This is a genomic window from Pedobacter nyackensis, assembly GCF_900176505.1.
GTDB lineage: Bacteria > Bacteroidota > Bacteroidia > Sphingobacteriales > Sphingobacteriaceae > Pedobacter > Pedobacter nyackensis.
Genome location: NZ_FWYB01000020.1, coordinates 37,943 through 62,846 on the forward strand (window position 1 = coordinate 37,943; position 24,904 = coordinate 62,846).

The 24,904-nt window shown below is 39.3% G+C and carries 25 protein-coding genes; 8 read left to right on the forward strand and 17 right to left on the reverse strand.

Features of this window, described 5'->3' with window-relative positions:
* Positions 1-2 precede the first annotated feature (2 nt).
* On the forward strand, positions 3-815 hold the full coding sequence (locus tag B9A18_RS23210; RefSeq protein WP_235005424.1) for a DUF4249 domain-containing protein: 813 nt from the start codon (positions 3-5) through the stop codon (positions 813-815).
* A 64-nt stretch (positions 816-879) separates the two neighbouring features.
* On the forward strand, positions 880-2,067 hold the full coding sequence (locus tag B9A18_RS23215) for a GAF domain-containing sensor histidine kinase (RefSeq protein WP_084292031.1): 1,188 nt from the start codon (positions 880-882) through the stop codon (positions 2,065-2,067).
* 110 nt (positions 2,068-2,177) lie between these two features.
* On the opposite strand, the gene B9A18_RS23220 is transcribed toward B9A18_RS23215, so the two are convergent.
* The 7 genes from B9A18_RS23220 to B9A18_RS23250 all read right to left on the reverse strand — a co-directional run bounded on the left by B9A18_RS23220 (position 2,178) and on the right by B9A18_RS23250 (position 12,082).
* The gene (locus B9A18_RS23220; protein ID WP_084292033.1) at positions 2,178-4,349 is read right to left on the reverse strand and encodes a S9 family peptidase; all 2,172 of its coding nucleotides are present in this window, start codon (positions 4,347-4,349) and stop codon (positions 2,178-2,180) included.
* 4 nt (positions 4,350-4,353) lie between these two features.
* Positions 4,354-6,219 carry an LTA synthase family protein gene (locus tag B9A18_RS23225; RefSeq protein WP_084292035.1) on the reverse strand — a complete coding sequence of 622 codons (1,866 nt, stop codon included), beginning with the start codon at positions 6,217-6,219 and terminating at the stop codon, positions 4,354-4,356.
* Positions 6,220-6,232: 13 nt separating this feature from the next.
* Positions 6,233-6,910: a hypothetical protein gene (locus B9A18_RS23230; protein ID WP_084292037.1), complete on the reverse strand. Its 678-nt coding sequence runs from the start codon at positions 6,908-6,910 to the stop codon at positions 6,233-6,235.
* 19 nt (positions 6,911-6,929) lie between these two features.
* Entirely contained in the window at positions 6,930-7,709 is a 780-nt protein-coding gene (locus B9A18_RS23235; protein WP_084292039.1) for an enoyl-CoA hydratase/isomerase family protein, read from the reverse strand.
* 111 nt (positions 7,710-7,820) lie between these two features.
* Entirely contained in the window at positions 7,821-9,659 is a 1,839-nt protein-coding gene (locus B9A18_RS23240) for a ComEC/Rec2 family competence protein (RefSeq protein ID WP_084292041.1), read from the reverse strand.
* Positions 9,656-11,677 carry a hypothetical protein gene (locus tag B9A18_RS23245; RefSeq protein ID WP_084292043.1) on the reverse strand — a complete coding sequence of 674 codons (2,022 nt, stop codon included), beginning with the start codon at positions 11,675-11,677 and terminating at the stop codon, positions 9,656-9,658. Before B9A18_RS23245 ends, B9A18_RS23240 begins: the two co-directional genes overlap by 4 nt.
* Positions 11,678-11,746: 69 nt before the next feature.
* Positions 11,747-12,082, reverse strand: a complete 336-nt coding sequence (locus tag B9A18_RS23250) for a MerR family transcriptional regulator (protein WP_084239758.1) — start codon at positions 12,080-12,082, stop codon at positions 11,747-11,749.
* A gap of 210 nt (positions 12,083-12,292) precedes the next feature.
* On the opposite strand from B9A18_RS23250, the gene alaS reads away from it, so the two are divergent.
* On the forward strand, positions 12,293-14,992 hold the full coding sequence (alaS, locus tag B9A18_RS23255) for an alanine--tRNA ligase (RefSeq protein WP_084292045.1): 2,700 nt from the start codon (positions 12,293-12,295) through the stop codon (positions 14,990-14,992).
* Positions 14,993-15,063: 71 nt separating this feature from the next.
* Here the strand turns inward: alaS and B9A18_RS23260 are convergent, their stop codons facing one another.
* From B9A18_RS23260 to B9A18_RS23285, 6 genes are all read right to left on the reverse strand, one after another.
* Complete coding sequence (locus B9A18_RS23260) at positions 15,064-15,306, reverse strand: hypothetical protein (RefSeq protein WP_084292047.1); 243 nt, start codon at positions 15,304-15,306, stop codon at positions 15,064-15,066.
* Between the two features lie 26 nt (positions 15,307-15,332).
* The gene (gene arsB, locus B9A18_RS23265; RefSeq protein ID WP_084292049.1) at positions 15,333-16,415 is read right to left on the reverse strand and encodes an ACR3 family arsenite efflux transporter; all 1,083 of its coding nucleotides are present in this window, start codon (positions 16,413-16,415) and stop codon (positions 15,333-15,335) included.
* A 30-nt stretch (positions 16,416-16,445) separates the two neighbouring features.
* Complete coding sequence (locus B9A18_RS23270; RefSeq protein WP_084292051.1) at positions 16,446-16,865, reverse strand: arsenate reductase ArsC; 420 nt, start codon at positions 16,863-16,865, stop codon at positions 16,446-16,448.
* 25 nt (positions 16,866-16,890) lie between these two features.
* Complete coding sequence (locus tag B9A18_RS23275) at positions 16,891-17,466, reverse strand: DUF6428 family protein (protein ID WP_084292053.1); 576 nt, start codon at positions 17,464-17,466, stop codon at positions 16,891-16,893.
* 37 nt (positions 17,467-17,503) lie between these two features.
* Positions 17,504-17,833 (reverse strand): ArsR/SmtB family transcription factor, encoded by a 330-nt coding sequence (locus B9A18_RS23280; protein WP_084292055.1) that lies wholly within the window; start codon positions 17,831-17,833, stop codon positions 17,504-17,506.
* An 83-nt stretch (positions 17,834-17,916) separates the two neighbouring features.
* Positions 17,917-18,612, reverse strand: a complete 696-nt coding sequence (locus B9A18_RS23285; protein WP_084292057.1) for an SIR2 family NAD-dependent protein deacylase — start codon at positions 18,610-18,612, stop codon at positions 17,917-17,919.
* 90 nt (positions 18,613-18,702) lie between these two features.
* Here B9A18_RS23285 and B9A18_RS23290 point away from each other — a divergent pair, with 90 nt between their 5' ends.
* Positions 18,703-19,218: an ExbD/TolR family protein gene (locus B9A18_RS23290; RefSeq protein ID WP_084292109.1), complete on the forward strand. Its 516-nt coding sequence runs from the start codon at positions 18,703-18,705 to the stop codon at positions 19,216-19,218.
* Positions 19,219-19,220: 2 nt separating this feature from the next.
* Here the strand turns inward: B9A18_RS23290 and B9A18_RS23295 are convergent, their stop codons facing one another.
* A complete protein-coding gene (locus B9A18_RS23295; RefSeq protein WP_084292059.1) occupies positions 19,221-19,406 on the reverse strand; it encodes a hypothetical protein in 186 nt (61 codons plus the stop codon).
* Positions 19,407-19,489: 83 nt separating this feature from the next.
* Between B9A18_RS23295 and B9A18_RS23300 the strand changes: the two genes are divergently transcribed.
* Positions 19,490-19,858, forward strand: coding sequence for a YybH family protein (locus B9A18_RS23300; RefSeq protein WP_084292061.1), 369 nt, complete (start codon positions 19,490-19,492; stop codon positions 19,856-19,858).
* A gap of 75 nt (positions 19,859-19,933) precedes the next feature.
* Here the strand turns inward: B9A18_RS23300 and B9A18_RS23305 are convergent, their stop codons facing one another.
* Positions 19,934-20,656 (reverse strand): 3-ketoacyl-ACP reductase, encoded by a 723-nt coding sequence (locus B9A18_RS23305; protein ID WP_084292111.1) that lies wholly within the window; start codon positions 20,654-20,656, stop codon positions 19,934-19,936.
* A gap of 121 nt (positions 20,657-20,777) precedes the next feature.
* Between B9A18_RS23305 and B9A18_RS23310 the strand changes: the two genes are divergently transcribed.
* Positions 20,778-21,242 (forward strand): YciI family protein, encoded by a 465-nt coding sequence (locus tag B9A18_RS23310; RefSeq protein WP_084292063.1) that lies wholly within the window; start codon positions 20,778-20,780, stop codon positions 21,240-21,242.
* Between the two features lie 59 nt (positions 21,243-21,301).
* On the opposite strand, the gene B9A18_RS23315 is transcribed toward B9A18_RS23310, so the two are convergent.
* The gene (locus tag B9A18_RS23315; RefSeq protein ID WP_084292065.1) at positions 21,302-21,493 is read right to left on the reverse strand and encodes a cold-shock protein; all 192 of its coding nucleotides are present in this window, start codon (positions 21,491-21,493) and stop codon (positions 21,302-21,304) included.
* A 394-nt stretch (positions 21,494-21,887) separates the two neighbouring features.
* Between B9A18_RS23315 and B9A18_RS23325 the strand changes: the two genes are divergently transcribed.
* Positions 21,888-22,448 carry a biliverdin-producing heme oxygenase gene (locus tag B9A18_RS23325; RefSeq protein ID WP_084292067.1) on the forward strand — a complete coding sequence of 187 codons (561 nt, stop codon included), beginning with the start codon at positions 21,888-21,890 and terminating at the stop codon, positions 22,446-22,448.
* Positions 22,449-22,468: 20 nt separating this feature from the next.
* On the opposite strand, the gene B9A18_RS23330 is transcribed toward B9A18_RS23325, so the two are convergent.
* Complete coding sequence (locus B9A18_RS23330; protein WP_084292069.1) at positions 22,469-23,167, reverse strand: 3-keto-disaccharide hydrolase; 699 nt, start codon at positions 23,165-23,167, stop codon at positions 22,469-22,471.
* Between the two features lie 235 nt (positions 23,168-23,402).
* On the opposite strand from B9A18_RS23330, the gene B9A18_RS23335 reads away from it, so the two are divergent.
* Complete coding sequence (locus tag B9A18_RS23335) at positions 23,403-24,866, forward strand: alpha-L-fucosidase (RefSeq protein WP_235005425.1); 1,464 nt, start codon at positions 23,403-23,405, stop codon at positions 24,864-24,866.
* Positions 24,867-24,904 lie beyond the last annotated feature (38 nt).

Consider the following 24,904-nt stretch of genomic DNA (forward strand, 5'->3'; position numbering starts at 1 on the left):
AGATGATTTATTTAATGGGAATGATGGAATTTAATAGGACACGTTTACTGATTTTGCTTTTTGTAGGGACATTATTTAGCAGCTGTGAGGAGGTGATTGATCTTAAGTTGGATAATTCCGAGCCCGTTATTGTTATTGACGGCGGAATAAGTGACCAAAATGAGAATCAACTGGTAAAAGTTTCCAGGACCTATAATTTTACAGAGCCTAATAAGTTTAATGGGGTTGCTGGTGCCCAGGTTGTGTTAATCAGGCCAAATGGAACTAAGATAAGTTATACCGAAGTTTCACCAGGTGTATATCAAAGTGTCAAACTCAGGGGACTTCCAGGTAATAAATATACGCTTGATGTTACTGTAGGTGGCAAAACTTATACAGCAAGTTCAACCATGCCGGGTAGAGTAGTATTGGATTCACTGACCTTCAAACAGTTTAATTTTTTTGGCGCCACAAACAATTATATGGCCGTTAATTATAATGATCCCGCTGGGATACAGAATCAGTACCGATATATATTAAGGTCAAACGGAAAGACGGAAGAGGATATGGTGAGTGAAGATCGCTTTACCGATGGCAACAAAGTTTCTGATGTAATATTTTATAAACTAGAGGATTTAATGGTTGGCGATAGCCTACATGTAGAGCTGCAATGTATAGACCGTAATGTTTACCGTTATTTTTATAGTTTAAGTCAGAGTAGTGGTGAGGGTGGGCCGCCTGTAGCACCGTCAAATCCGGTTTCTAATTTTAGTAATGGAGCATTGGGGATTTTTAATGCGTATACCAGTAGTAAGCGATCGGCCGTTATTAAGTAGAGGATTATAATTTGCTTTACGATTGAACAATGCATAACTTTATGTTATCTCTATTAATAATCTCATGGCTACATACACAGATCAAGATCTGATTACAGATGAAAAAGAAAGAGTTAGGGCCTTAAAGAGGTATGATGTGCTGGATACTCCCCCGGATCATACCTTTGATAAACTAACTAAACTTGCCGCAAAACTCCTTAAAGTGCCTGTGGCAATTATCAGTCTTGTTGACTCGCATAGAGTTTGGTTTAAATCTAAGTATGGACTGGATGCGCAACAGATGGATCGTGAAGAAGGGTTATGCGCAACTGTAGTTTTAGCCGATGATTTTTATATGGTTGAAGATGCTGCACTAGATCCAAGAACAATGGGCCATACATTGGTTGCTGGTGATTTTGGACTAAGATTTTATGCAGGATATCCACTTAAAACAAAGGATGGGTTTAATCTGGGGTCTTTTTGTGTTATAGATAAAGAGCCAAGAACACTTACCGATGATGAACAGGAAGTTTTAAGAGACCTAAGGGATATCGTAATGGATCAGATTGAGCTGAAACTTGCTTCAAAATTGTCGGAAGCTCAGCATAATCAAATTTTAAATACAACGGCACACGATTTAAAAAATCCGTTAACTACTATACCTGTACGTGCTGATTTGATTAAGCTTAAAAAGCATGATCCTGAAGTTGTAGATACCATGTGCGATCAGATAAAGATTGCCAGCTTAAATATGGTTCGCATTATCGATGAATTGCTGCAATCAGGTAGTATGGAAGCCGGAGAGGTTAGATTACTTCTGGTAAAGCTAAATGTGTCTCATTTGGTAAGCAATGTGGTGGGGATGAATCAGCTGCTGGCTGAAAAAAAAGGACAGACCATACATTTCATATCTGAAACGGATCAGGTTATGAATGCTGATGAAGGTAAACTGAATGAAGTGGTCGATAACCTAATCAATAATGCAATTAAATATGCGCCATTAAATACCAATATCTTTGTAAGTGTAAAGGTAGGAGAGGGAAAATTGAATATTATAATTGAAGATGAAGGCCCTGGTTTAACTCTTGATGATAAAAGGCGATTGTTTCAGCGTTTCACCCGCTTAAGTGCCCAACCAACCGGTGGGGAGCATTCTACAGGACTTGGCCTTTCTATTGTAAAGGTATTGGTGGAAGCACATGGAGGTAGGATATATGCCGAAAGTGAAGGTGAAAATAAGGGATCCAGATTTATCGTTCAATTGCCGTTTTAAAATACAAGCGGAATTCTTCCGCTACAAATTGACTATTATTTTCTTTGTATAAGCATTGAGGCCGCCTTTTGTTAAAATGGCGGCCTCAATGCTATATGGAAGTTTTTAATTTATTTCCCTCCCGGCGGACAAAATTGCTGTAAAAAGCGGGTATAAGTAAGTGCAAGATGTTCGGACGTGCCTTCGCCCTCATTTATGCTATGGGTTCTGTTAGGATACGACATCATTTGGAATACCTTTCTGTTTTTGATCAGTTCATTGATCAACATTTCGGCGTTCTGATAGTGCACATTGTCATCTCCGGTTCCATGGATGTAAAGCAGATTACCTTTTAGGTTTTTGGCGTAAGTAACTGGTGAGCCTTTAACATAAGCCTCTTTAGTAACGAGAGGAGAGCCCATATAGCGTTCCTGATATATATTGTCGTAAGTAAGCTGATTTCCTACAGCAGCAATGGCTATTCCTGTTTTATAAATTTCAGGATACTGGAACATCAGATTTAATGTTGATGAACCGCCGCCGCTCCAGCCCCAAACAGCAACCCTGTTTTTGTCTATGAACGACCAATCCAAAATCTTTTTAGCGGCCATTGCCTGATCGCGAATGTTCAATATCCCGATGTTTTTGTAAATACTTTTACGCCATTCGCGTCCTTTAGGGGCAGGGGCGCCTCTGTTTTCTATTGAAATATACACGTAACCATCTTGAGGCATATTACCGGCATAAAGCCAGTTCTGACCTGCACCATAAGTGTCCGTAACTGTTTGTGAAGCTGGTTCACCGTATACATAAAATACTACAGGATACTTTTTCGTCTGATCAAAATTATCAGGTTTTTTCATCCAGCCATCCAGTTCAACGCCATCTTCGGTTTTTATTTTAAAAAACTCAACCTTGTTCTTAGGAGGTTTTATTTTACCTAGCTGATTGGTGATGCTGCCTGCCATTGTTAGCGGGTTTAAGGTTGTTAGCTTCATCCATTCGGTAATAGGAGGTACAATTGCGCTGGTATAGGTATGGCGCGCAAATATGCCATTTGGCGAGATTTCGTAAGTGTGTGTACCAGGTAAAATAGAAGGAGTAACCATTTCTTGTTTTCCGCCTCCTGCCAATTTTGTTTTGAACAGGTATTTCTGAGTAGCATTTGTAGGAGAAGCGATATAATAGAATAGGTTGTTTTTTTCGTCAACCAGTGATTTCTCTATCACATCAAAATCTCCTTTGGTAATCAGGGTTTGTTTCTTTCCGTCTTTACTGATACGGTATGCATGGCGCCATCCGTCTTTCTCGCTCATCCAGATAAACTCTTTTCCACCGTTTACCCATTCCCAGTCCTTGTTCGGATCAATCCAGGCTTTGTCGGTTTCGGTATAAATGGTACCAGTTTCTCCGGTGGCAGCATTGGCGATAAACAATTTACTTACATTTTGTTCTCTGTTTAGTTGTTGTAATATAACCTCATTGGTATTAGGCACCCAATCCATTCTTGGGATATAGTTTTGTACTTTATCGCCGGGAATGTTCAACCATTTGGTTTGTGAACTCGCGATACTTACAATACCTATTTTGCAGGAAGAAGGATCCTGTCCAACTTTAGGATACTCTACCGGAATGGTAAAAGCATAAATAGAGTCTGTATTATTAATCATGAGGAAGTTGCTGATCTTTGTCGCATCAATTTGCCAATAGGCAATAGATTGCCCATCAGGACTCCATCTAAAACCATCCCTGCAATCAAATTCCTCTTCATACACCCAGTCGAAGGTTCCATTGATCATTCTGTCGGTACCATCACTCGTTAATGCTTTAGAACTTTTGCTTTGAAGGTCATCTACATAAAGATTATGTTGACTTACATAAGCAACTTTATTTCCATCCGGCGAGAATTTAGCAAACATCAATGATGAGGCCGGTTTGCCTTTTCCTACCTGAGTAAGGGTATTGGCTTTTAAGTCAGCCACAAAGTAATCGCCACGGGTTTCGTAACGCCAAACCTTCTTACTATTGGTATATAGGAGCACTTTGGTGCCATCAGGAGAAAGATCAAAATCTTTAATATTACCCAGGTTTACACCGCTCGAGTAAAGTAAATCTCTGCTTACAATGGTTTTTCGCTCATTTTCTGGTAAGGAGATCGTCACCAATTCACCATCCATAATCTGGTAGTAAGCATTCCCGTCTTTTGTCCACCTTAGTTCAGGCTTATTTTGCGCATGGGTTTTTCCGTAAAAGCCGATTAGGACGACCAATGCCAGTTTAAAAACTATGTTTCTGAAGTTCATTTTATTAAAGTTCTATAAATTGACGATATACATTTTGTAGATATGCTTTTGCATAATCGAGTGTTTTTGAAGTTTGCGAAGTATCTTTTTCATTGCTGTTGTATAGGATCATTTTGCCTGTATTATCAAAAGTAACACATTGCTGATGGTCAATAAAGCCCATTCCATTGTCCCAGCTGAAAAAAGCGAAAGGTTTACTATAGGGGTTAAGCAGGTTTTTGCTCCATAGAAAATCAATTGCCGGGATATCCAATTGCGTTAACAAGGTAGCCGCAATATCAGTCTGACTGCCAATGTTGTTAAATTTACGCCCCTTAAATTCAGCTTTAATAACATCCCCATAAAATAACAATGGGATATGGTAACGCTGAGGGGTAGAGATGTCGTAGGTGTTTTTTGGATATAGGTGTCCGTGATCGGCCACAAATACAAACAGTGTATTTTTATACCACACTTGTTTCCTTGCGTCGGTTAGAAAAGCATTGATGCAAGAATCGGTATAGTAGGAGGTACTTTTGAATTTATCTACATTATCTGTACCCTTAAATTTCGGAGTTCCGGGTACTTCAAATGGTTCATGATTGGTTAGTGTAAGGATAGTAGAAAAGAACGGTTGTTTTTCACGGTTCAGGTCGCTAAGTTGCCTTTGAAATACCAGTTCGTCAAATTTTCCCCATCTGGTTTTCATTTCATTACCTGTGAAATTGTTTTTGTCAACCAACTTCTGATAATTATGGCTTAAAATGAAAGCTTTGTAATTGTCAAATTCAGATTCTCCTCCATAATAGAAGGAAGTATTATAGCCGTTGTTAAATAAAGATTTGGATATTGCTGGTAGCTTTTGCATTTTCTCCGGCCATTTTACGATGCTTCCGGTACCAAGGGTAGGGAAACCTGCCAGTGTAGCAATTAGCCCTTTGTCAGTACGACTTCCTGGTGAATAGATGTTAGTGAAAAGTACCCCTTTGTTTATCAGGGTGTCGAAATTCGGAGTAATACCATCTTCATTGCCCAGGGTTTTAGTCAGGTCGGACGTAAAGCTTTCAATGATAACCAATACTACATTCGGACGTTTGGTGTTTAGTATGTTAACCGTAGTGTCCTTTAATGGAGTATACAAAGCTTTGATATCCTGATTAGCCTGTTTGTGATCCATATATAAATATGGGTTGGCCTTAGTCATTTTAGCAGACAGGATACTTGAAATCAGATTCCACTCTGTGTTTACTGCTCCATTGTTCAATACCTGCTCTTTTGAAAAGTAAGCCCTGCTTTGGGTTATTGGTGATACACCAACTCCTCCTCTGATGAGCAGAAAGTTTGAAGCCATCAAAGCCAGACAGAGCAGTCCTCTAAGCCAAATCGGATTGGCTGTGAAGTTTAGTTTTCTTGAAACTACATAGCGCTGTAGGAACAGGGCTAAGGTAACTAGCAGGATCAATAATGATATCGATAAAGCCGCTGGAGAAGAGGCACTTGATGCCACTGCTTCTTTTGGCGATGAAAAGGCGAAGTCGAGGGCTTTGGCGTTTACCTTGCTGCCCCATTCCCTATAAATGTTAAAGTTAACAACGGAGAGTATGCTGAATAAGCATACCAGTATCGTGTTATATATGGATAGCCATTTCAGTTCGACTACCTTGCGGCCATTTAGAAGCCAAAAGACATAGCTTAAAAGCGGAATGACAGCAATATAAGCCGTCATGGACAAGTCTAAGGGTAAAGCATAATAAAATGTAGCTGTGGTTTCCGCTAAAGAAACATGAGCTACCTTTTTATGATTAATAAGTATAAATATCAGGCGATCAATAAAAAAGAAAAGCAGCCAGAATAAAAAGAAACGGATAAAAAAAAATAGACTTTTTAGCATTTTTATTTCAGGCTTATCGGCCGCCCCTCATTGCCTTTAGTTCTTCCATAGTTTTTAATTCATATCCTTTGGGGATGTCCAGAGAGAACGGACCTACCTTATCTTCTTTTACATTTTTCAAAGTAAGTACTGTTTTATACCCGTCCTGCGAATTAGAAAATTTAATAGGTGTACCTTTTACTTCTTCAAATCCCAGAGGGATTGCTCCTGCAGCAAGTTTAAGTTCTTTAGTGGCCCATAATTCATAGCTGGCGCCATTGTTATCCTTGTAATTGTATTTCTCAGCATTAAAACCTGCTATGTTTTGTTTTTCACCAGTTGCAGTGAATCCACTAAATTTTAATGAACCTGATTGTTGTTCAATATCTTCTTTAGACATTTTAGCTGCATATTGTTTTTGCATCATTGGAATATCAACCAGTACCAGTGCATTTTTAATAGAGGCATCAGTAAGTATTTTTAACATGGCCATGCCCATATCAATTTGTACTTTAGACATATTGCCATTAAATTCTACCTTACTTTCTGAAGGTAAAACCGAAGCATCAACTTGTTTTTTCTGATCATCATTCAACACATATTCAACCCCATAAGTAATTGTTCCTGCATCTATAACTTTCTGGGCTTTTGCTATGATGGCTGTGCCGATTAAAATAATCGCCAGAACTCCTGTTTTAATAGATTTAAGCATATTTTATTAATAATTTAGTTTACCAGTTGATTTTTTCTTTGCTGATAAAGGCAGCAATTCCTTTTCTAAAATCTTCGCTTTCCCTCACGCGGGCATTGATGCGCACAGCTTCCGAAAGGCTTTTATCCAGGTCGGGATTCGTGGTCTGTCCGATGAGTTGCTTTGTAACCATTAACGCATTGCTGGAAGCTTCATTACACAAACTTAATGCAAAATTATTTACTTTTAGAGCAATATCTTCTGCCTTTGTTACAAAAGTGATCAGTCCGTAGTCTAAGGCCTCTTGTGCAGAGAACAACGTACCAGTAAGCAGTATCTTTTTGGCAATAGTCTCGCTTGTCTTGCGTAGCAAAAAGCAGGAAACAATGGCAGGTACAAAGCCTAGTTTTACTTCGGTATAGCCAAACTTAGCCTCAGGAACAGCAAAAGTGATGTCACAAACAGTGGCTAATCCGCATCCTCCGGCTATGGCATGTCCCTCAACTTGTGCTATGACTACTTTAGGTAGATAATAGATGGTAGTAAATAGTCGCTTAAGGTTTTCAGAATCAGCCAGATTCTCTTCATAGGTGTTCTGTTGTAACTGTTGCAGGTAAGCCAGATCGGCACCAGCACTGAATGTTGTGCCATTTGCTTTTAAGACGACAACTTTTACCTCTTCATCTTCCGAAGCCTTTACAAATGCAGCCGTCAATTGAGCAACTAGTTCTGGATTTAATGCATTACGTTTTTCAGGACGGTTGATGGATATGGTAGCAATACGCTGGCTAATGGTATATAAAACCAAGGATTCAGTCATACAAATATTTAGTTATTTGTTCAAAGATATAATAAGGTGAAGAAAAACTACCAAAAGGTTTTCATTTAACCTATACTTTCAGATATTGAAAACATGTTTTTTTAATTGCTTTTAAGGAGGATGATTAATAGTGTCCTTGAATCGAATTTGTGTTACCCTATGCTGATCGAGTGCGGGTTTAACAAAATATAGGAAAGCTTTACTTTCTGGTTTCAGATCTGTAAACAGAACGGCCTTATTGGAGTAGATTATTGCGACTGCGTAATTTTTCTTTAGTACATACCTGACGGTCTTCTTTTGCTGTAGCGCTTGCAGTTTATCAATTGCAAGCGCACTTTGAAGGCATAGAAATAGTGCTGTTGCTGCAAGTAATAGACGCTTTCGCTGCTCATCAATAGCAATTATAGAAAGGGTTAAAGCGAAACATAGTAACACTAATTCGGTTTTACTAAGCCAAATGGCCGATATCCCTGCAAAAGGTAAATGGGCAATCTGATCTAATCCACGATTTGTGAAATCAATGAGCCATTCTAAGGTAGGTCCTAAGCAATCCAATTTGAAAAGAAGTATACTTAGTCCGATATACATAATTAAGGCGGTAGGAAGCGTAATAAATAGGTTACTGAATAAAAAGTAGAGGGGGAACTGATGGAAATAGTATACGCTGAAAGGATAAGTGGCTAATTGAGCAGCTAATGACATGGCTATAGTGCTCCATATTTTATTCAGCCAGGGATTTTTTACGTATAGCCAGCCCTCGATTTTAGGTTGCAGATAAATTAAGCCTATGACGGCCATAAAAGAGAGTTGGAAGCCTACATCCCACAGCAGGAACGGATCGTAGAGCAATAAACAAAAAGCCGCAAAAGCAATGATGTTATAACTGTTTGTATTTCTGTTGAATAGTTTGGCGATGATGAATACGGAAATCATGATTGCAGCGCGAAGGACAGAAGGGGAGAAGCCTGTCAGTAGGGTGTAAAACCAAATCAGGCTGAGTATTAGGGTGGTTTTTATGATTCTGGTGGCTTGCTCTCTATTCAAAAAATATAATAACTGATTCAGGACTAGATAAACCAGGGCTACATGCATGCCTGAGACTGATAAAGCGTGTATCGTGCCGGTTTTTGAATAAATATTAAGCATTTGAGAACTTAAATCTGCTCTGTAACCGAGTATCAGTGTTGAAGCAACAGCAAATGCATCATCATTTTTGATGAGCTTGCGGTAAATCGCAACTTGCTCGGCCCTTAAGTCGAATGCAAACCGGATCAATCTATTCCCGCTATTGGTAGGAAGTTTAACTATTTCCTGGGGTTTTAAATAGGTTTGGTGGTACAGGTTCTGTGTGGCCAGCCATGCTTTGTAATCAAACTCATTGGGATTGAGTGCAGCGGGGATTACCGAAAGCTTTGCAGGTATAATCAACTCATCTCCGTACTTTAACCGGAGCGGAATACCTTCATTTGTGCGTATAGATACCCTGATTTTTCCAGATACAGACTGAAAAATGTAATTTTTGAATTTGTAGCCTGATAATGAGTTGGTTGCGATTGTTGATTTGGTTGATTCTGCGTTAAACAGAATTATATTCTGTTTGTTTTGTGGTTCATTGATGATTCTGATTTTAAGGTATTCTAAGTTTTTAATATTTTGTAAATCAGTGTATATATGTTGCTTATATGAAATAACACATAATATTCCTAATGTAAGTATTAATAGGTGGATTGTTAGACCTGTAATTCCTGAATATCGATGAATATTTACATGCTTGTACCTGATGCTTACTACAGATAAGGTGGCGAATAAAATAAGGCTAAATAAAAAGATGTAGTTGAAAAGGTATGTCGCTCCACATCCGTAAAAACTAAAAATCCCCAGCGCAAAAGGAACCAATATCCTTACAAAAGCAATCTCCGTTTTAGCCGTGTCTGGAGTGAAGTTTATCAAAATTGATATCTGATTTGTATTTTAACCTCTGATTTACTGCTGCCTTCTATTTCATCTAGTCCTGTACCTATTGTTTTTACATCCAGATACATGAAAAGACCGTATCTGAACCAAACGTCGGTTTTCTTCATTGGTCGATATCTGATATTCATAAAAGTACGTATGCCTTTGCCTGAATATTGCCCGGATCCGGATCCGTGTAAAACGTCATTCTCATAAGCATAGATCCTGCTGTTGTAGGATGGAGTGTTAAACCAGGCGAGACGAATATTGGCTGATAGTTTGGATGAGATGGGTGAGTAATTGACGTCCTGATAGATCAGGTATCCAATCTCATTTTGTTTTATACCTTTTTGGTATTGAGTGATTTCTGTTCTTTGGTGAAAGTTAAACTTTACATTTAATTTCCAACTCCACTCCAATCTGTAGTTTTGTTTTGCCACTTGATCGAGCTGGTTATAGTCGTCACCAGTATCCGGGTTTTGTTGCTTTTTTTCTATTTTAAACCGGATCGTTGCTTTGAACGTTTTCCCTTTTGTATAGCTGATCTGACTGAGTAATTCATAGCCGGCAGAGGGAGAGTCGACCCGATATTTTAGCCAGGGAAATTTGAAATAGTCGGCATACAGCGACCAGATGAAATTGCCAGGTAGGATGTAATTTAATCCGGCATACCAACCTTTTTCATTATTGGTTTCGGTACCCTCTCCCAGACTTCTACTGAAAAAGCTTTGATAGTTTATATCGTAGCTACGGTGCAATAATACTGCTGATAGTTTACGTGATAGACTTGCCATGGCACCATTGATTGTAGCCATTCCTGAGCCTATACTGTGTGCTATTTCTCCATACAGATAGATGTTCTGGAAAGTGTAGTTGTAGTGTAAGCCGATATTGCTAAAGTGTTTTCCTGTAAAACTGAACTTGTTATAAAGTTGTGGGCCTGTGGTGAATTGGTGTTCGTAGTCAGCTTGATAAGCAATGCCGCCGATATTTAGATTGTCGCTAATGTATTGCAATACTCCACCATAGACCTGTTGTCCCAGTGTTTTTTGATTTTTGTGCTCTGTTTGTGTGCGATGTAAACCGCTCATGCTAATGTTGTAGAGACTGTAGCCTCCATCGGTCGTAATCTTTAAACTTGCGTCGAGCTTTCTGAATGAAATAAAGGAACTTAAATAAATATTTCGGCCAAGATTTACAGTGCTTGCTACTCCGCGGAAGAAAGATGATTCATTTGCCGATGTGTATGGTTTTAGTCCTACATCTTTAGCAGCAACACTGGTTACATCAGGTCCTTTGCCAAATGCAAAACCCGACCATAGCGTTAATCCTTGTCCGAATTGTAAACTGTAATCGCCAAGGACCAGCTTTTTAACTCTTCCCAGCTTAAATAAGGCCAGGTGTGCTGAAAGGTGATCCGAACCCGTTTTTTTATTGAATAGGTGTTCTCCGGCGTCCTTTTCCATCACAATAGCTGCGGACACTATTCCCTGGAAATTGTATCTGTAGCGGAGTAGTGCTTTTTCCGGGCTTCCTAAATACCTGCTACCCGGCAAATCTCTAAATCCTTTCTGCTTTTTCAAGAGGCGTGTATATCTGGAAATCAGTTCATGCTCGCCCGTAGATAGCATTTTTATAGGCTTCAATTGATCATAATCATGTAATGTTGTTAAGGTTACAAATGGCAGTAATCTGGAGATAGTTTCTATATCAAAGCCTGGTATGACTTGAAGTTCCAGTATATCCAGTAATCTTGTCTTTGCTATGTAGCTAAAGAAACTGTTGATTTGAAGCGGGGAGAGGAATAATAGGCTTTTTAATTCCTCTGGCGTTGTTTTATGCAGGTTGATGTGGTGCTTTCGAAAGAAGCCAAGACGTTCTGTTACTTCCGAGAAGTCGTCGTTTTCAGATGATTTTTCGGCCAGCGCCTCTATGATATCCCTGTTTTTTTCGTCCTCCTGTGCTACTGCATTTTGTGTAAGTAGCAGTAAAGAAAGTAAGCATAGTGTTTTCATGGTGATTAGCTTAAATAAGCTAAATCACCGTAGAAATTACCAGATAAAAAAAAATAATTAAGAAATAAATTAAATCTCTTCGTTTAGCTTTAATAAGAAGTCTTTTAGCTTCTCCAGAGAAGCGATGATCTTTTGGTTTTCTTTTACCTCACCGCTATTGTTCTTTAAGTGCTCTTTAGCCCCTTTTAGGGTAAAGCCTTTATCATCCACAAGGTGGAAAATGATTTTTAAATTTTCAATGTCTTCCGGAGTAAATAACCTGTTGCCTTTTTTATTTTTTTTAGGCTGTAGTACATCAAATTCCTTTTCGTAAAAGCGGATTTGAGATGCGTTTACACCAAACATTTCGGTCACTTCCCCCATGGTGTAATACATTTTATTGATTTCCCGTTCCTTGTAAGGCATATTTTTGTATTGATTATTAGTTTGTTACAGCTTTTATTTAAAGTGTTCAAACTTAGGAAAAGTTAGTCAGGTATCCATGGAGAGATTGAAAAAATATTTTAGATCAGCTCCTTGCTCCTTTGATCAGAAGTTTTGCCATTTAATGTAAACCGATCTTACCGGAATAATCCAATAATATGCTAATTTTGCTCAAAATAAATCAATAGAAGGATGACAGCTAAGGAAATCAGAGAGGCATACTTAAAATTTTTCGAATCGAAACAGCATCATATTGTTGCATCAGCACCAATTGTAGTTAAAAATGATCCAACCCTAATGTTTACCAACGCTGGGATGAACCAGTTTAAAGATCTGTTTCTTGGCGAAGCACCTGCTAAATACCCAAGGGTAACTGATACACAGCGTTGCCTTCGGGTTTCAGGTAAACACAACGATTTAGAAGAAGTAGGTATTGATACCTATCACCATACTATGTTCGAGATGTTGGGCAACTGGAGCTTTGGAGATTATTTTAAAAAAGAGGCCATTGCCTGGAGCTGGGAATTACTTACAGAGGTTTATAAAATCCCTAAAGACAAGCTTTACGTGTCTGTTTTTGAAGGAGATGATAAAGAAGGTTTGCCAAGAGATACTGAAGCTTACGAGCTTTGGACGCAATTTGTGCCTGAAGAACGCATTGTTCTGGGTAATAAGAAAGATAATTTCTGGGAAATGGGGGATACAGGACCATGTGGACCATGTTCCGAAATTCATGTAGACTGCCGTCCGGATGAAGAGCGTAAAGCTGTATCAGGTAAATCACTTGTAAATGCCGATCATCCGCAGGTAATTGAGATCTGGAACAATGTATTTATGCAGTTTAACCGCCTTAAAGATGGATCCTTACAGCCTCTACCAGCGCAGCATGTTGATACAGGAATGGGCTTTGAGCGCCTTGTGCGCGTGTTGCAGGAAAAAGCTTCTAACTACGATACGGATGTTTTTCAGCCGCTGATTCAGTTTATCGCTAACAAAGCGGGCATAGCTTACGGTGCTGATGAGAAAACAGATATCGCTATGCGCGTTATGGCCGATCATATCCGTGCTATTTCGTTTGTAATTGCCGATGGACAACTGCCTTCAAATAACAAAGCAGGTTATGTGATCCGTCGTATTTTACGTCGTGCAGTTCGTTATGCTTATACCTTCCTTAATTTAAAAGACCCATTTTTAAATGAACTGGTACCTGTTTTGGCAGCGCAGTTTAAAGGTGTTTTTGATGAGTTGTCCCTACAGCAGGATTTCGTGCAAAAGGTTGTTTTGGAGGAAGAAGTTTCCTTCTTAAGAACTTTAGCTACAGGGATACAACGATTTGATAACTACACTAAAAAGCAGGCTGAATTCCTGATGTCTGAGAATGCGATCGAGCCTGAAAAGCCTTTTGAAGATCAATGGGTATATAGTATTTTGAAGGATCAGATGGTGATCTCGGGAGAGTTTGCTTTTGAGCTGAATGATACTTATGGTTTCCCGATCGACCTTACCGAACTGATGGCGAGAGAAAAACGCTGGTCAGTAGATATGGAGGAATACAACAAGGCCTTATTAAAGCAAAAAGAACGGTCGCGCGCTGCTACTGCGGTAGATACCGGCGATTGGGTACTGGTTAATTCAGACCTGGAAGTAGAGTTTGTTGGCTATGACGACTTTGAAGCTGAAACTAAGATTATAAAATACCGTAAGGTAGTTGCTAAAGGCAAGGAACAATATCAGATTGTATTGAGTAAAACTCCTTTCTATGCAGAAAGTGGTGGTCAGGTAGGTGATACCGGCCGACTTGAAGATCATAGCCGTTTGTTCTTTGTTGAAATTACCGACACTAAAAAAGAGAATGGTGTAATTGTTCATTATGCAGATACTTTACCTGAAGATGTTGAAGGTGTTTTCTGGGCAGTTATTGACGAGAATAAGCGTCTGCTTTCGCAGGATAACCACAGTGCAACGCACTTATTGCATGCAGCACTTAAAAAGGTATTGGGCAATCACGTGAACCAGAAAGGTTCATTGGTAAACCCCGACTACCTGCGTTTCGACTTCTCGCACTTTGCTAAGGTAACTGATGAGGAGTTGGCCCAAATAGAACACCTGGTAAACCAAAAGGTAAGGGAAAACATCCCGCTTAAAGAACAAAGATATGTGCCGTACGATCAGGCAATCTCAAGTGGTGTAACAGCATTGTTTGGAGAGAAATATGGCGATTTAGTTCGTATCATCACCTTTGATGATCACTACTCTAAAGAACTTTGCGGCGGTACACACGTGCAGGCAACCGGTCAGATTGGTTACTTTAAAATTACCTCAGAAAGTGCTGTTGCAGCAGGAGTGAGACGTATTGAAGCGATTACAGCTGATAAAGCGGAGGCCTTTGTTTTAGATCAGAATAGAGAGCTTAACGAGCTTCGTGCCTTGCTAAAAGGAAATAAAGATTTAACATCTGCCGTTGCTGCATTGATTGAAGAAAATAATAAACTGAAAAAAGATGCAGAAAAAGCTGTTTTAGAGCAGTCGGCGAACCTTAAACATGAAATCGTACACCATCTTAAAACCATCAACGGAATTAACCTGATTGCTACTTATGTAGATCTTCCTAATGCAGATGCGGTTAAAAATCTTGCATTTGCTGTAAAGGATCTGGTTGATGATTTGTTCCTTGTGTTCACAACCTTGATTGATGATAAACCGGGTATTACGGTAATGTTATCTGAAAACCTGGTTAAGGATAAAGGTTTGAATGCTTCTAATATTGTAAGAGAACTGGCTAAGGATATACAAGGTGGTGGAGGTGGACAACCATTCTACGCTACTGCAGGTGGAAAGAACAAGGATGGTTTGACTGCTGTCCTGGTTAAAGCTGAAGGCCTGATCAAGTAAAGCCCCAATCAGATAAAAAAGATAAGCCCCATTATGCATAACATAATGGGGCTTCTTCTTTGTGCTTAGTCTTATTTTGAGTTCTTTAGGTAAACCTCCAGAACGTTTTTCAAATAGATTTCCGGCTTAGGCATAGTGATGATCGTACCAGGTTCTTTATCTTGAGATTGTTTGATGTAGTTTGCTTTAATTTTTCCCCAATCTTTTGAGTACAGTTGTATAAACATATCAACAAATTGCTTATCAGTGTAATCTTTTGGAAGTTTACTAAGCACAACTTCAATTTTCTCTTCTTTTCTATGTAATACAGCCATGAGGATTTTTTAATATAGCCCCAAAGCTACAAACAATTTGTGGGATCAAATAAGAAATACTTCTTCCTGAACCAAAAAGCTAAATTCACTAATGCGATTAAAGCAGGAACTTCAACGAGTGGGCCAATTACGCCCGCAAAAGCTTGTCCTGAATTGATACCAAATACCCCGATAGCTACAGCTATGGCCAGTTCAAAATTGTTGCCGGTAGCTGTAAATGCTATCGAAGTGCTTTTTGAATAATCTGCACCGAAATATCGCCCGGCGAAAAAACTGACCACAAACATGATAGAGAAGTATATCATCAAAGGGATGGCAATTCTTACTACATCCATTGGGATTTGTACAATGAGCCCGCCTTTAAGACTAAACATGACCATTATGGTGAATAGTAAAGCAATCAGCGTAATAGGGGAAATCATGGGTATGAACTTATCATGAAACCAGGCTTCGCCCTTTAATTTAATCAGGCCGTACCTGCTGATGAGGCCCATCGCAAAGGGAATACCCAGGTAAATCCCAACACTTTTAGCGATTTCGTTAATGGTGATGTTTACATCTAGCCCTTTAAGCCCAAAATAAGGAGGGAGCACGGTAATAAAAACATAAGCAAATACGCTGTAAAGTAGTATCTGGAAAATACTGTTTAAGGCAATTAATCCAGCTGCATATTCACGATTTCCTTCCGCAAGCTCATTCCATACCACTACCATTGCAATACAGCGGGCCAAACCAATCAGGATCAGGCCGACCATATATTCGGGGTAATCCCTCAAAAAGGTAATGGCCAGAAAAAACATTAGCATTGGTCCGATTACCCAATTGAGCACAAGTGAAACACTTAAGACCTTGGTGTCTTTGAATACCAGGCCCATGTTTTCATATTTCACTTTGGCAAGTGGTGGGTACATCATTAGAATCAAACCAATGGCTAGAGGAATGTTTGTCGTGCCACTGGAAAAGGAATTAATAAAACCAGAAGAGGAAGGGAGGAAGTGACCAATGGCTACCCCAAATCCCATTGCAAGGAAAATCCATAAAGTTAAATAACGATCGAGAAAGCCAAGCCGCTTTCTTTCGAATGCAGGCGCACAGTTTGTTGCTGACATTGTTACTGAGTAAATTAGGGTTATAGAAGGTTATTTGCTTAGATTTTCTTTCACAAAATTCTCGCAATAGGTTTTAATCATTTCTCTAACCCTTCTAAATTCTGCTTCAACTTCTTCTTGGGTTCCTATAGCTTTCGCCGGATCAGGGAAGTTGTAGTGGAATTTTTGTGCTTTGGTAGGGAAATATGGACAACTTTCCTTAGCATTGTCGCACACCGTGATGACATAATCAAAGTCTATGTCTGCATATTCATTCACGTTGTTTGAAGTATGGCCGGAAATGTCGATCCCAATTTCTGCCATTGTTGCTATGGCTTTGGGGTTTACGCCATGCGTTTCTATTCCGGCACTGTAAATTTGGGCTTTATCACCCGCAAAGTATCTGAGGAATCCTTCAGCAAGCTGACTGCGGCAGCTATTACCGGTGCATAATACAAGTATCTTTTTCATCTATCTTATTTTAATAAACAATTGGTTAGCAACATCCAGAGCCAGGTGCGCATGACGGCCCATCAGCAACGAGATTTTTCAATTCGATTTTTGGCTTTTCAGTCTTGGTTTCTGTTACAGGTGCACAGCATTCTTCACCTGTAGCTGTTGTACCACAACTGCCTCCACGTGTAATTGCTTTACATTGGGTGGCATCTGGTATAAGGTTTATAATTAAATTCTCGCCTGAGATCTCAAATGCTCCCGGATACATTTGTCGGGTATCAAACTGGGAGTTTCCGAATTCAATCTTAACCACACCAAGTGGATTAAGTGGCAATGATTTTTCTACTAGTTTTACGATAGATAAGGCTTTACTTACCTGCATCGCTCTTTCGCTATCTCTAACTTTCGGTTCCCATAACTGTACAATGATTTCTGTCCATGAATTCATTACCCCACCGCAATCTACCGAAACGATAGGAGCCTGTTTGATTTCTGTAATGTGATAAGAGGCATCAACCCATTTATCGGCTGCGTACTGAAATTGTAATGTCAGGTTTGGGTTTTGCTCTAAAGTGGCTTTAAACGTTTGCCAGGTTGTTAATTCTTGAGTATTCATATATTGCAATTTTACGATTGATGTAGTTAAAAAAAAGCTAGCAACAATTTGCTGAACCTTTGTATAATTTAAGGAAGTCACCTATCTGGCTTTCCAATAGTTTCCAGGTATCCGGGTTAATACAATAACACACACTTACACCTTCAATTGTCCCTTGTATAATCCCTGCGTTTTTAAGCTCTTTTAAATGTTGTGATATGGTAGCTTGGGCAAGGCCGAGTTCGTCCACCAAGTCGCCGCAAATGCAGGCGTTAGCAGAAATGATCTGCTGTAAGATGGCGATACGGGCAGGGTGGGCCATTGCCTTAAGCAATTGTGCCAGCTGATTCTGCTCCTGCGTAAATATTTCCGTTTTTGTAAGTCCCATAATTATTGTATCGCAATATTACGATAAGCAGAGTGGATATGCAAGTTTAGTTTTAATATTTGACAGGAAAGCTACATAAATAGCTAAGCATCATTTCGGTTTAATAGTTCTTCAACCATCATTGGAACGCCAATAGTAGCAGGTTGTTCTATCATTTTTAAATGATTGTTAGCAGCTATATTGGATACGTTGAGATCAATTAGATATTTAAGTGTTTCTCTTGGTACATACGTCGTTAAGCCGGCAGCAGGGTACACCTGTAGGCTCGTGCCTATCACTGCAAAAATATCCGCTTTCCGACAGATTGCGGTGGCTGGTACCATATTTGGAACGGCTTCACCAAACCAAACTACATGGGGCCTCAAGGGTTTACCATATATGCATAAATCAGTAAAGTTGAGTTCCCAACCTGATATGGGATAGGTGAGGCCAGAGTCAACATCCGACTGCGCTTTGGTGATTAATCCATGTAAATGCAGTACGTTTTTTGAGCCCGCACGTTCGTGGAGGTCATCAATATTCTGAGTAATGATTTGAACGTTGTATTTTTCCTGTAATCTGGCTAGCGCCTTGTGTGCTTCATTCGGTTCGGCCTCCAGTACCGATTTACGGCGTTCATTATAAAATTGCTGTACCAGTTGCGGGTTTCGTTCCCAGGCTTCAGGCGTTGCAACATCTTCTATGCGGTGATTTTCCCATAAACCATCAGAGTCCCTGAATGTTTTAAGTCCGCTCTCTGCACTAATGCCGGCACCGGTTAATATCACTATGTTGTTCATTTGTTTTATGGCTAAATTCTAAATACGAATATAAACATTATGGAATATTCAGCCTTTTCACATCATCATTTTAACTTAAACCAAAAGATTATGGCTGAACTAAGCATTTCCCGAAACAGAAGAGCTGTACCAAAAGTTGATTTAACTGCTATGGTTGACCTAGCATTTTTGCTGATCACTTTTTTTATGCTCACTACCTCTTTATCTAAACCTATAGCAATGGATATAGCCAAGCCTGACAAGGCAATGGATGATACGCAGGAGCCTGTCCCTGCATCCCGTTCAATGACGATCTTACTAGGTAAAAACAATAAACTAGCCTGGTATATGGGCGAAACTGGTAAAAGTCAGCCTGTAATTGAAGGGTTTGATGGGATTAGAAAATCGTTAATGATTAACAAAACTAAAGTTGAAGCCGCAAATGCTAGCGACCCTAAAAAGTCATTATTTGTTATCATTAAGCCCACAGAAGCTGCCAGCTATAAAAACTTTGTAGACATTATGGATGAATTAAAAGTAGCAAAAATAACTGCTGCCCCGGCAATTGATGATGAGCACATTACCAAAGAAGAAGTGGATTTTATGAAGCAGCAAAATATTTATTGATCTTAATATCGCTGGCGCTCTAATTCTACTTTAATGTCGTTCTTAATGCTTTTGGCTTTTTCCATCCATTCTGGTGCTCTCTCTTTTATGTCGTCTACGATGGAGCGACCGTTTAGGTCTTTTTTGGTAAGGTATTTAACTGCACCGTATACTACGGCACCTAGTAATGCGGTCTTTAATAGTCCCATGTTCTGATGATTAGTATAAAGTAAACAAGTTGGATGTATAAAAGTTTGATAACTGTTTTGTAGCAATACCTACCTTTGGGCTTATGAATTCAACAGATACTTTATTAATCAAAGAAGCAAGACTTGATTCAAACAGCTGTATTGCCAAAAAGGATGTAGCGGGAGTTTCAAAATATTGGATGAAAGACTTTGTGCAGATTGCCGGAGATGGGAGTTATACCGTGGGAAAAGCTAAAATTGCTGCTGATTGGAAATATATGTTTTCTAAAAGCAGCCCGCTATTTGAGCGTATCCCCGATACCATTACGATAAATGAATCCGGAGACATGGCATGGGAAAGTGGTACCTGGAATTATAAAAATGATGTATACCACGGTAATTATGCTGCTATGTGGCGTAAGATAGGTGGGAAGTGGTTAACACAAAATGAGCTTTACGTTTCCTTGAACTAGTCAGGAGTTAAAATGAAATAGGGGCCTGTAACGATGAGTTACAGGCCTTATTATTGTTGTTGGTTTTAAAATGTTTTACGGGTTGGTAGACCACAGACTTACATCTTTAACCAATGCGCGGTTTGGAAGTTTTAAATGCGCTACCAGCAATTCAGCAAAATCTTCAGGTTGAAGCGTTGAATCAGGATTACCATCGGTAAGTTTATTGTCTATCGCAAGATCAGTGGCGATAGTGCTTGGTGTAAGTGTAAACACCCGTATGTTAGATTTACGTGCTTCGAACATTAGTGATTCTGATAATCCGTTCAGGCCGAATTTTGACGCACTATAAGCACTTGTTAAAGGAGCACCTTTAAGTCCTGCAGTTGATGAAACGTTTACAATGTCGCCACTTTTACGTTCCAACATTTGCGGTAAGATCTGTCTGATGAAATAATAAGGCCCAAACAAGTTGGTTTTTACGATATTTTCCCAGTCGCTGACCTCAAGATCCAGGAAATTGCCGAATTTGCCTATACCAGCATTGTTTACCAGGATGTCTATTTTACCTATTTCTGCAGCGATTTTTGCACAGGCAGCATTTACTTCTGCTATGTTAGAAACATCTGCAATAGCATATACAACTTTAATCGCCGGGTTAATTTGCTTGGCTTGCTCACTTACTTTCTCCAGATCACTTGCTGTTCTGGCAACTAATGCCAGATTTACTCCTTCTGCTGCAAGTGTAAGTGCTATTGCTTTACCAAGACCTTTACCTGCACCTGTAATCAGTGCTGTTTTATTATTCAGTGTTTCCATATTAATCATTGTTTTTAATGTGATGAAGCGGTCAGATAATGACCAGCTTAAACGTCTGCAAAATTACGTAACTCCGATTTCAATAGTATAGACTTAAAGTAAAAAAAACTTAACTTTAAGTATGTACAGAAAGCATATTGTTATTGCTGGTCTTTTATTTTTGTCAGGCTTTTCTGCATTAGCACAAGCAGATAATCCTAAATATGATAAGAAACTGGCCGATTCACTCCAATCTGATGATTATGGGATGAAAATCTACTACCTGGTAATTTTAAAAACAGGTACAAATACTACTGAAAGCAAGGCTAAAACAGATAGTCTGTTCAGTGGACACATGGGGAATATCGGACGTTTAGTTAGTGCGGGGAAACTGGTTGTTGCCGGGCCCTTTCAAAAGAACGATAAAAGTTATCGAGGGATATTTATATTAAATGCAGCTTCAAGCACAGAGGCGAAAGCATTATTGGAAACAGATCCTGCTATAAAACATAAGCTTCTTGAAGCGGAAGTTTACGGCTGGTATGGTTCTGCAGCACTACCCATGTACTTGCCGTACCACGATAAGCTGGAGAAAAAGAAAATGTAGGCACAAAAAAAAACATCCATCGGTTAGGATGGATGTTTAACAATTTATAAATATTTTGATTAGCTAATCTTAACATTAATTGCGTTCAAGCCTTTTTTACCTTGCTCGATGTCATAGCTTACTGAATCATTCTCACGAATGCTGTCAATTAAGCCAGAAGAATGAACGAAAATTTCGGCGTCACCATTAGCTGGTACGATAAATCCAAAACCTTTTGTTTCATTGAAAAATTTTACTGTTCCTTGTTGCATTATTTTATAATTTAATTATAATACAAAGGTAATGTAATTTATTGAATATCAAAATTTTATTTGCTGGTAATCCATGATTTCAAAATACCATTACCAAAAGATCACTTATTTCAGTACCCAATAGCCCAAAGCAAGCCATACCAAGCCTTTAGCAAGAAAAAATAAAAATCCCCAGACGCCAACTTTTTTCAGCCATTTAAGCAAAACTGCTTTTTTTTCGGATGTAGGTTTGGTGGTCATAATGCAAAAATAGTTGATTTTCGGATAAAATTGGTTGTTATATAATGAAACGTCTCTGGGAATGAAAAAGTGTTCCAGCATTACTTGAATATATACGTAATATCATCAGTAATTCTCCGTTTCTTTAATAAATTTACTCCTTAAAGATATAGTTATGTTAAGCAATTCAATTAAAGACGCCACTAAAGAAGCCCATCTTACACTCGAGAAAAAAGTAGTACAAAAAATGAAAGCTATTCGCAGTGATGCCGACTATGCAGATTTTTTAAAACATTTTTATGCTTATTTTAATCAGGTTGAGCAAGCTATTGCGCCATATATAACTACAGAGTTGTTACCTGATCATGCAGAACGACGTAACTCATCTTATTTAAAACAGGATATTGAAGCTTTAGGTTCAGATGTGAATGATCTACCAGAAGCTATTGCACCCGAAATTACCAATGCCATACAAGCCCTTGGTGCTTTGTATGTAATGGAAGGGTCTATTATGGGCGGACCAATCATTGTAAAGATGCTTGAAAAGTCTGGGGTTACTAATGGTGTATCTTTCTTTTCCGGCTACGGAGAAGCCACGGGTCAGATGTGGGGTAAATTTGTAGCGGTATTGAATGCATCAGCAAATAGCGAAGCTGAAGAAGAGCTTGCAATTAAATCAGCTAATGATACCTTCTCTAATTTTGGTGAAGTATTTGGCGCAGTTAGCGTAGCTTAATCATAAAAACTAAGCAAAGATTAATCCTTGCTTAGTTTTTTTATCGGTTTCAGGACTACTTTTCTAAATTCTACTTCTGCGCCTTCAGCCTGAAGTGCTATTTGTCCGCTTTTGGCTGTGCAATTAGTACCGTAGTTTGCCAGTTTATCATTTACCCAAACTTTTATCTGATCATTCAGACACTCTACTACCATCTTGTTCCATTCACCAAGTGGTTTTTCTAAACTGTCAGTCACTCGTTTAATCCGTCGTAATTTATCTCCGTTTATTCCCCAGTTAGCTTTAAGTCCGCGTCTGGCTTCCATATCAGGTACGGTAATATCCTCTTCAATACACCAGAAATCACCTGCATTTTTATGCATCATCTGCACTTCTATTGATTTTGGGAACATTCCATATAGTATTCTCGGAGTTGAGGCATGTACCAATACACCACAATTTCCCGGTTTTCCTGCAAAACGATATTGAACCTCTATCCTGTAATTCTGATAGATGTCGTCAGTAATCAGGTGACCGCGGGGATTGCCCATACTTACCAGTAATCCATTACGTATAATGAAGGAGGGCTCTATGTCGGGTTTTTTATCTTTATCAGGCACGTCGCTATGCCATCCGGTTAAATCTTTTCCGTTAAATAAATTCTTCGTTTGTGCAAATGACATCGTACTGCTTAAACATAGCAGCATGATGAGGAGTGTGTTGGTTAGTTTTGGTTTCATAAGTTAAATATAATACAAATGATATAAAGGCGTATGGCAATTGAAATTAAATTGTAAATGCACACAATATTCTGTTTAATAAAGCGTCTATATGTTTGAGAGCGTTGATTTAGATGAGCGGGAATAGTCGGAGGATTATTCCCGCTTTTTTATTGGGGAACGCTCATTATCATTTATATTTTGCAGGAGACATAGGAGCATCATTAATTGTTATATTTAGGGAAAAATAAATTTAATGATGAAGAGAGTTATTCTATCTATTTGTAGCCTTTCTTGCTCCCTTATGGCTGTAGCGCAAATTGAAGCGCCAAAACCTTATGGTGCTGTCCCTTCAGAAAGGCAGTTGAAATGGCATGAAACAGAGATGTATTGCCTTGTACATTTTACGCCAACCACCTTTCAGAATAAGGAATGGGGGTATGGCGATGCAGAACCTTCCTTGTTTAATCCTTTAAATTTTAACGCCCTGCAGATTGTGCAGGCGGCAAAGGCAGGCGGTTTTAAAGGATTGATTACCGTTGCAAAACACCACGATGGCTTTGCACTATGGCCTACAAAAACCTCTGAATATAACATCAGCAAAAGCACTTGGAAAAAAGGTAAGGGGGATATGGTAAAGGAGTTCCAGCTGGCGGCTAAAAAAGAAGGGCTTAAGTTTGGTGTATATTGCTCACCCTGGGATAGAAATAACCCGCATTATGGTAGTCCTGCTTATGTTGAAGCTTACAGAAAGCAGCTGAGAGAACTTTATACCAATTACGGTGAGTTATTTATGAGCTGGCACGATGGTGCTAATGGCGGCGACGGCTATTATGGTGGGAAAAAAGAACAACGAAAGGTCGATCAATCTCAATATTACGACTGGAACAACACATGGCAAAATATAACCCGTAAAATGCAGCCTAACGCAACTATATTTAGTGACGTAGGTTTAGATGTAAGGTGGGTTGGAAATGAGAAAGGATTGGCTCCCGAAACCAGTTGGGCTACCATTACTATTAAAGGAAAAAATGGAAAACCGGCGATGCCTGGTTTTATGGATGAAGCGAACCTTGGAACCGGAACCAGAAATGGAGATCAGTGGATACCTTTCGAGGCCGATGTTGCTTTAAGACCGGGTTGGTTTTATCATAAAGACCAGGATGATAAGGTGAAATCCGTTGCGCAACTATTTAATATTTATTGCAGGTCTGTAGGGCTAGGTGGTGGGCTGGATCTTGGCTTATCCCCAACGACTGATGGTTTACTTCATCAAAACGATGTAGATACCCTTGCAAAGTTTGGAGCATTAATTAAGCAGGTGTTTGCGCATAACCTGGCTGAGCAGGCAAAAATTAGCTTGTCAAATGTTCGCGCTGGGGCAATTCGTGCATATGGCTCAGCCAATTTAACGGATCACGACAGATATAGCTATTGGGCAACAGATGATTCAGTCCATGAAGCTACTGCCGAATTGAGTTTTAAACAACCACAACGGTTCTCCATCATCAGGTTAAAAGAAAATATTAAACTCGGACAAAGGTTAGATAGTGTTGGGGTTGAAGTGTACAGAAACAATGCCTGGGTGCAAATTGCTAAAGCTACCAGTATTGGCGCCAACCGGATCATACGTCTGCCACAACCCGAAAATGCAGATAGGGTGAGGGTACGATTTTATGCACCGGTAGCTATTGCTGTGAGTGAAATAGGCTTGTATTAGTGTCTAGAAAAGAATATAAACAAGGCTCGGAAATTCCG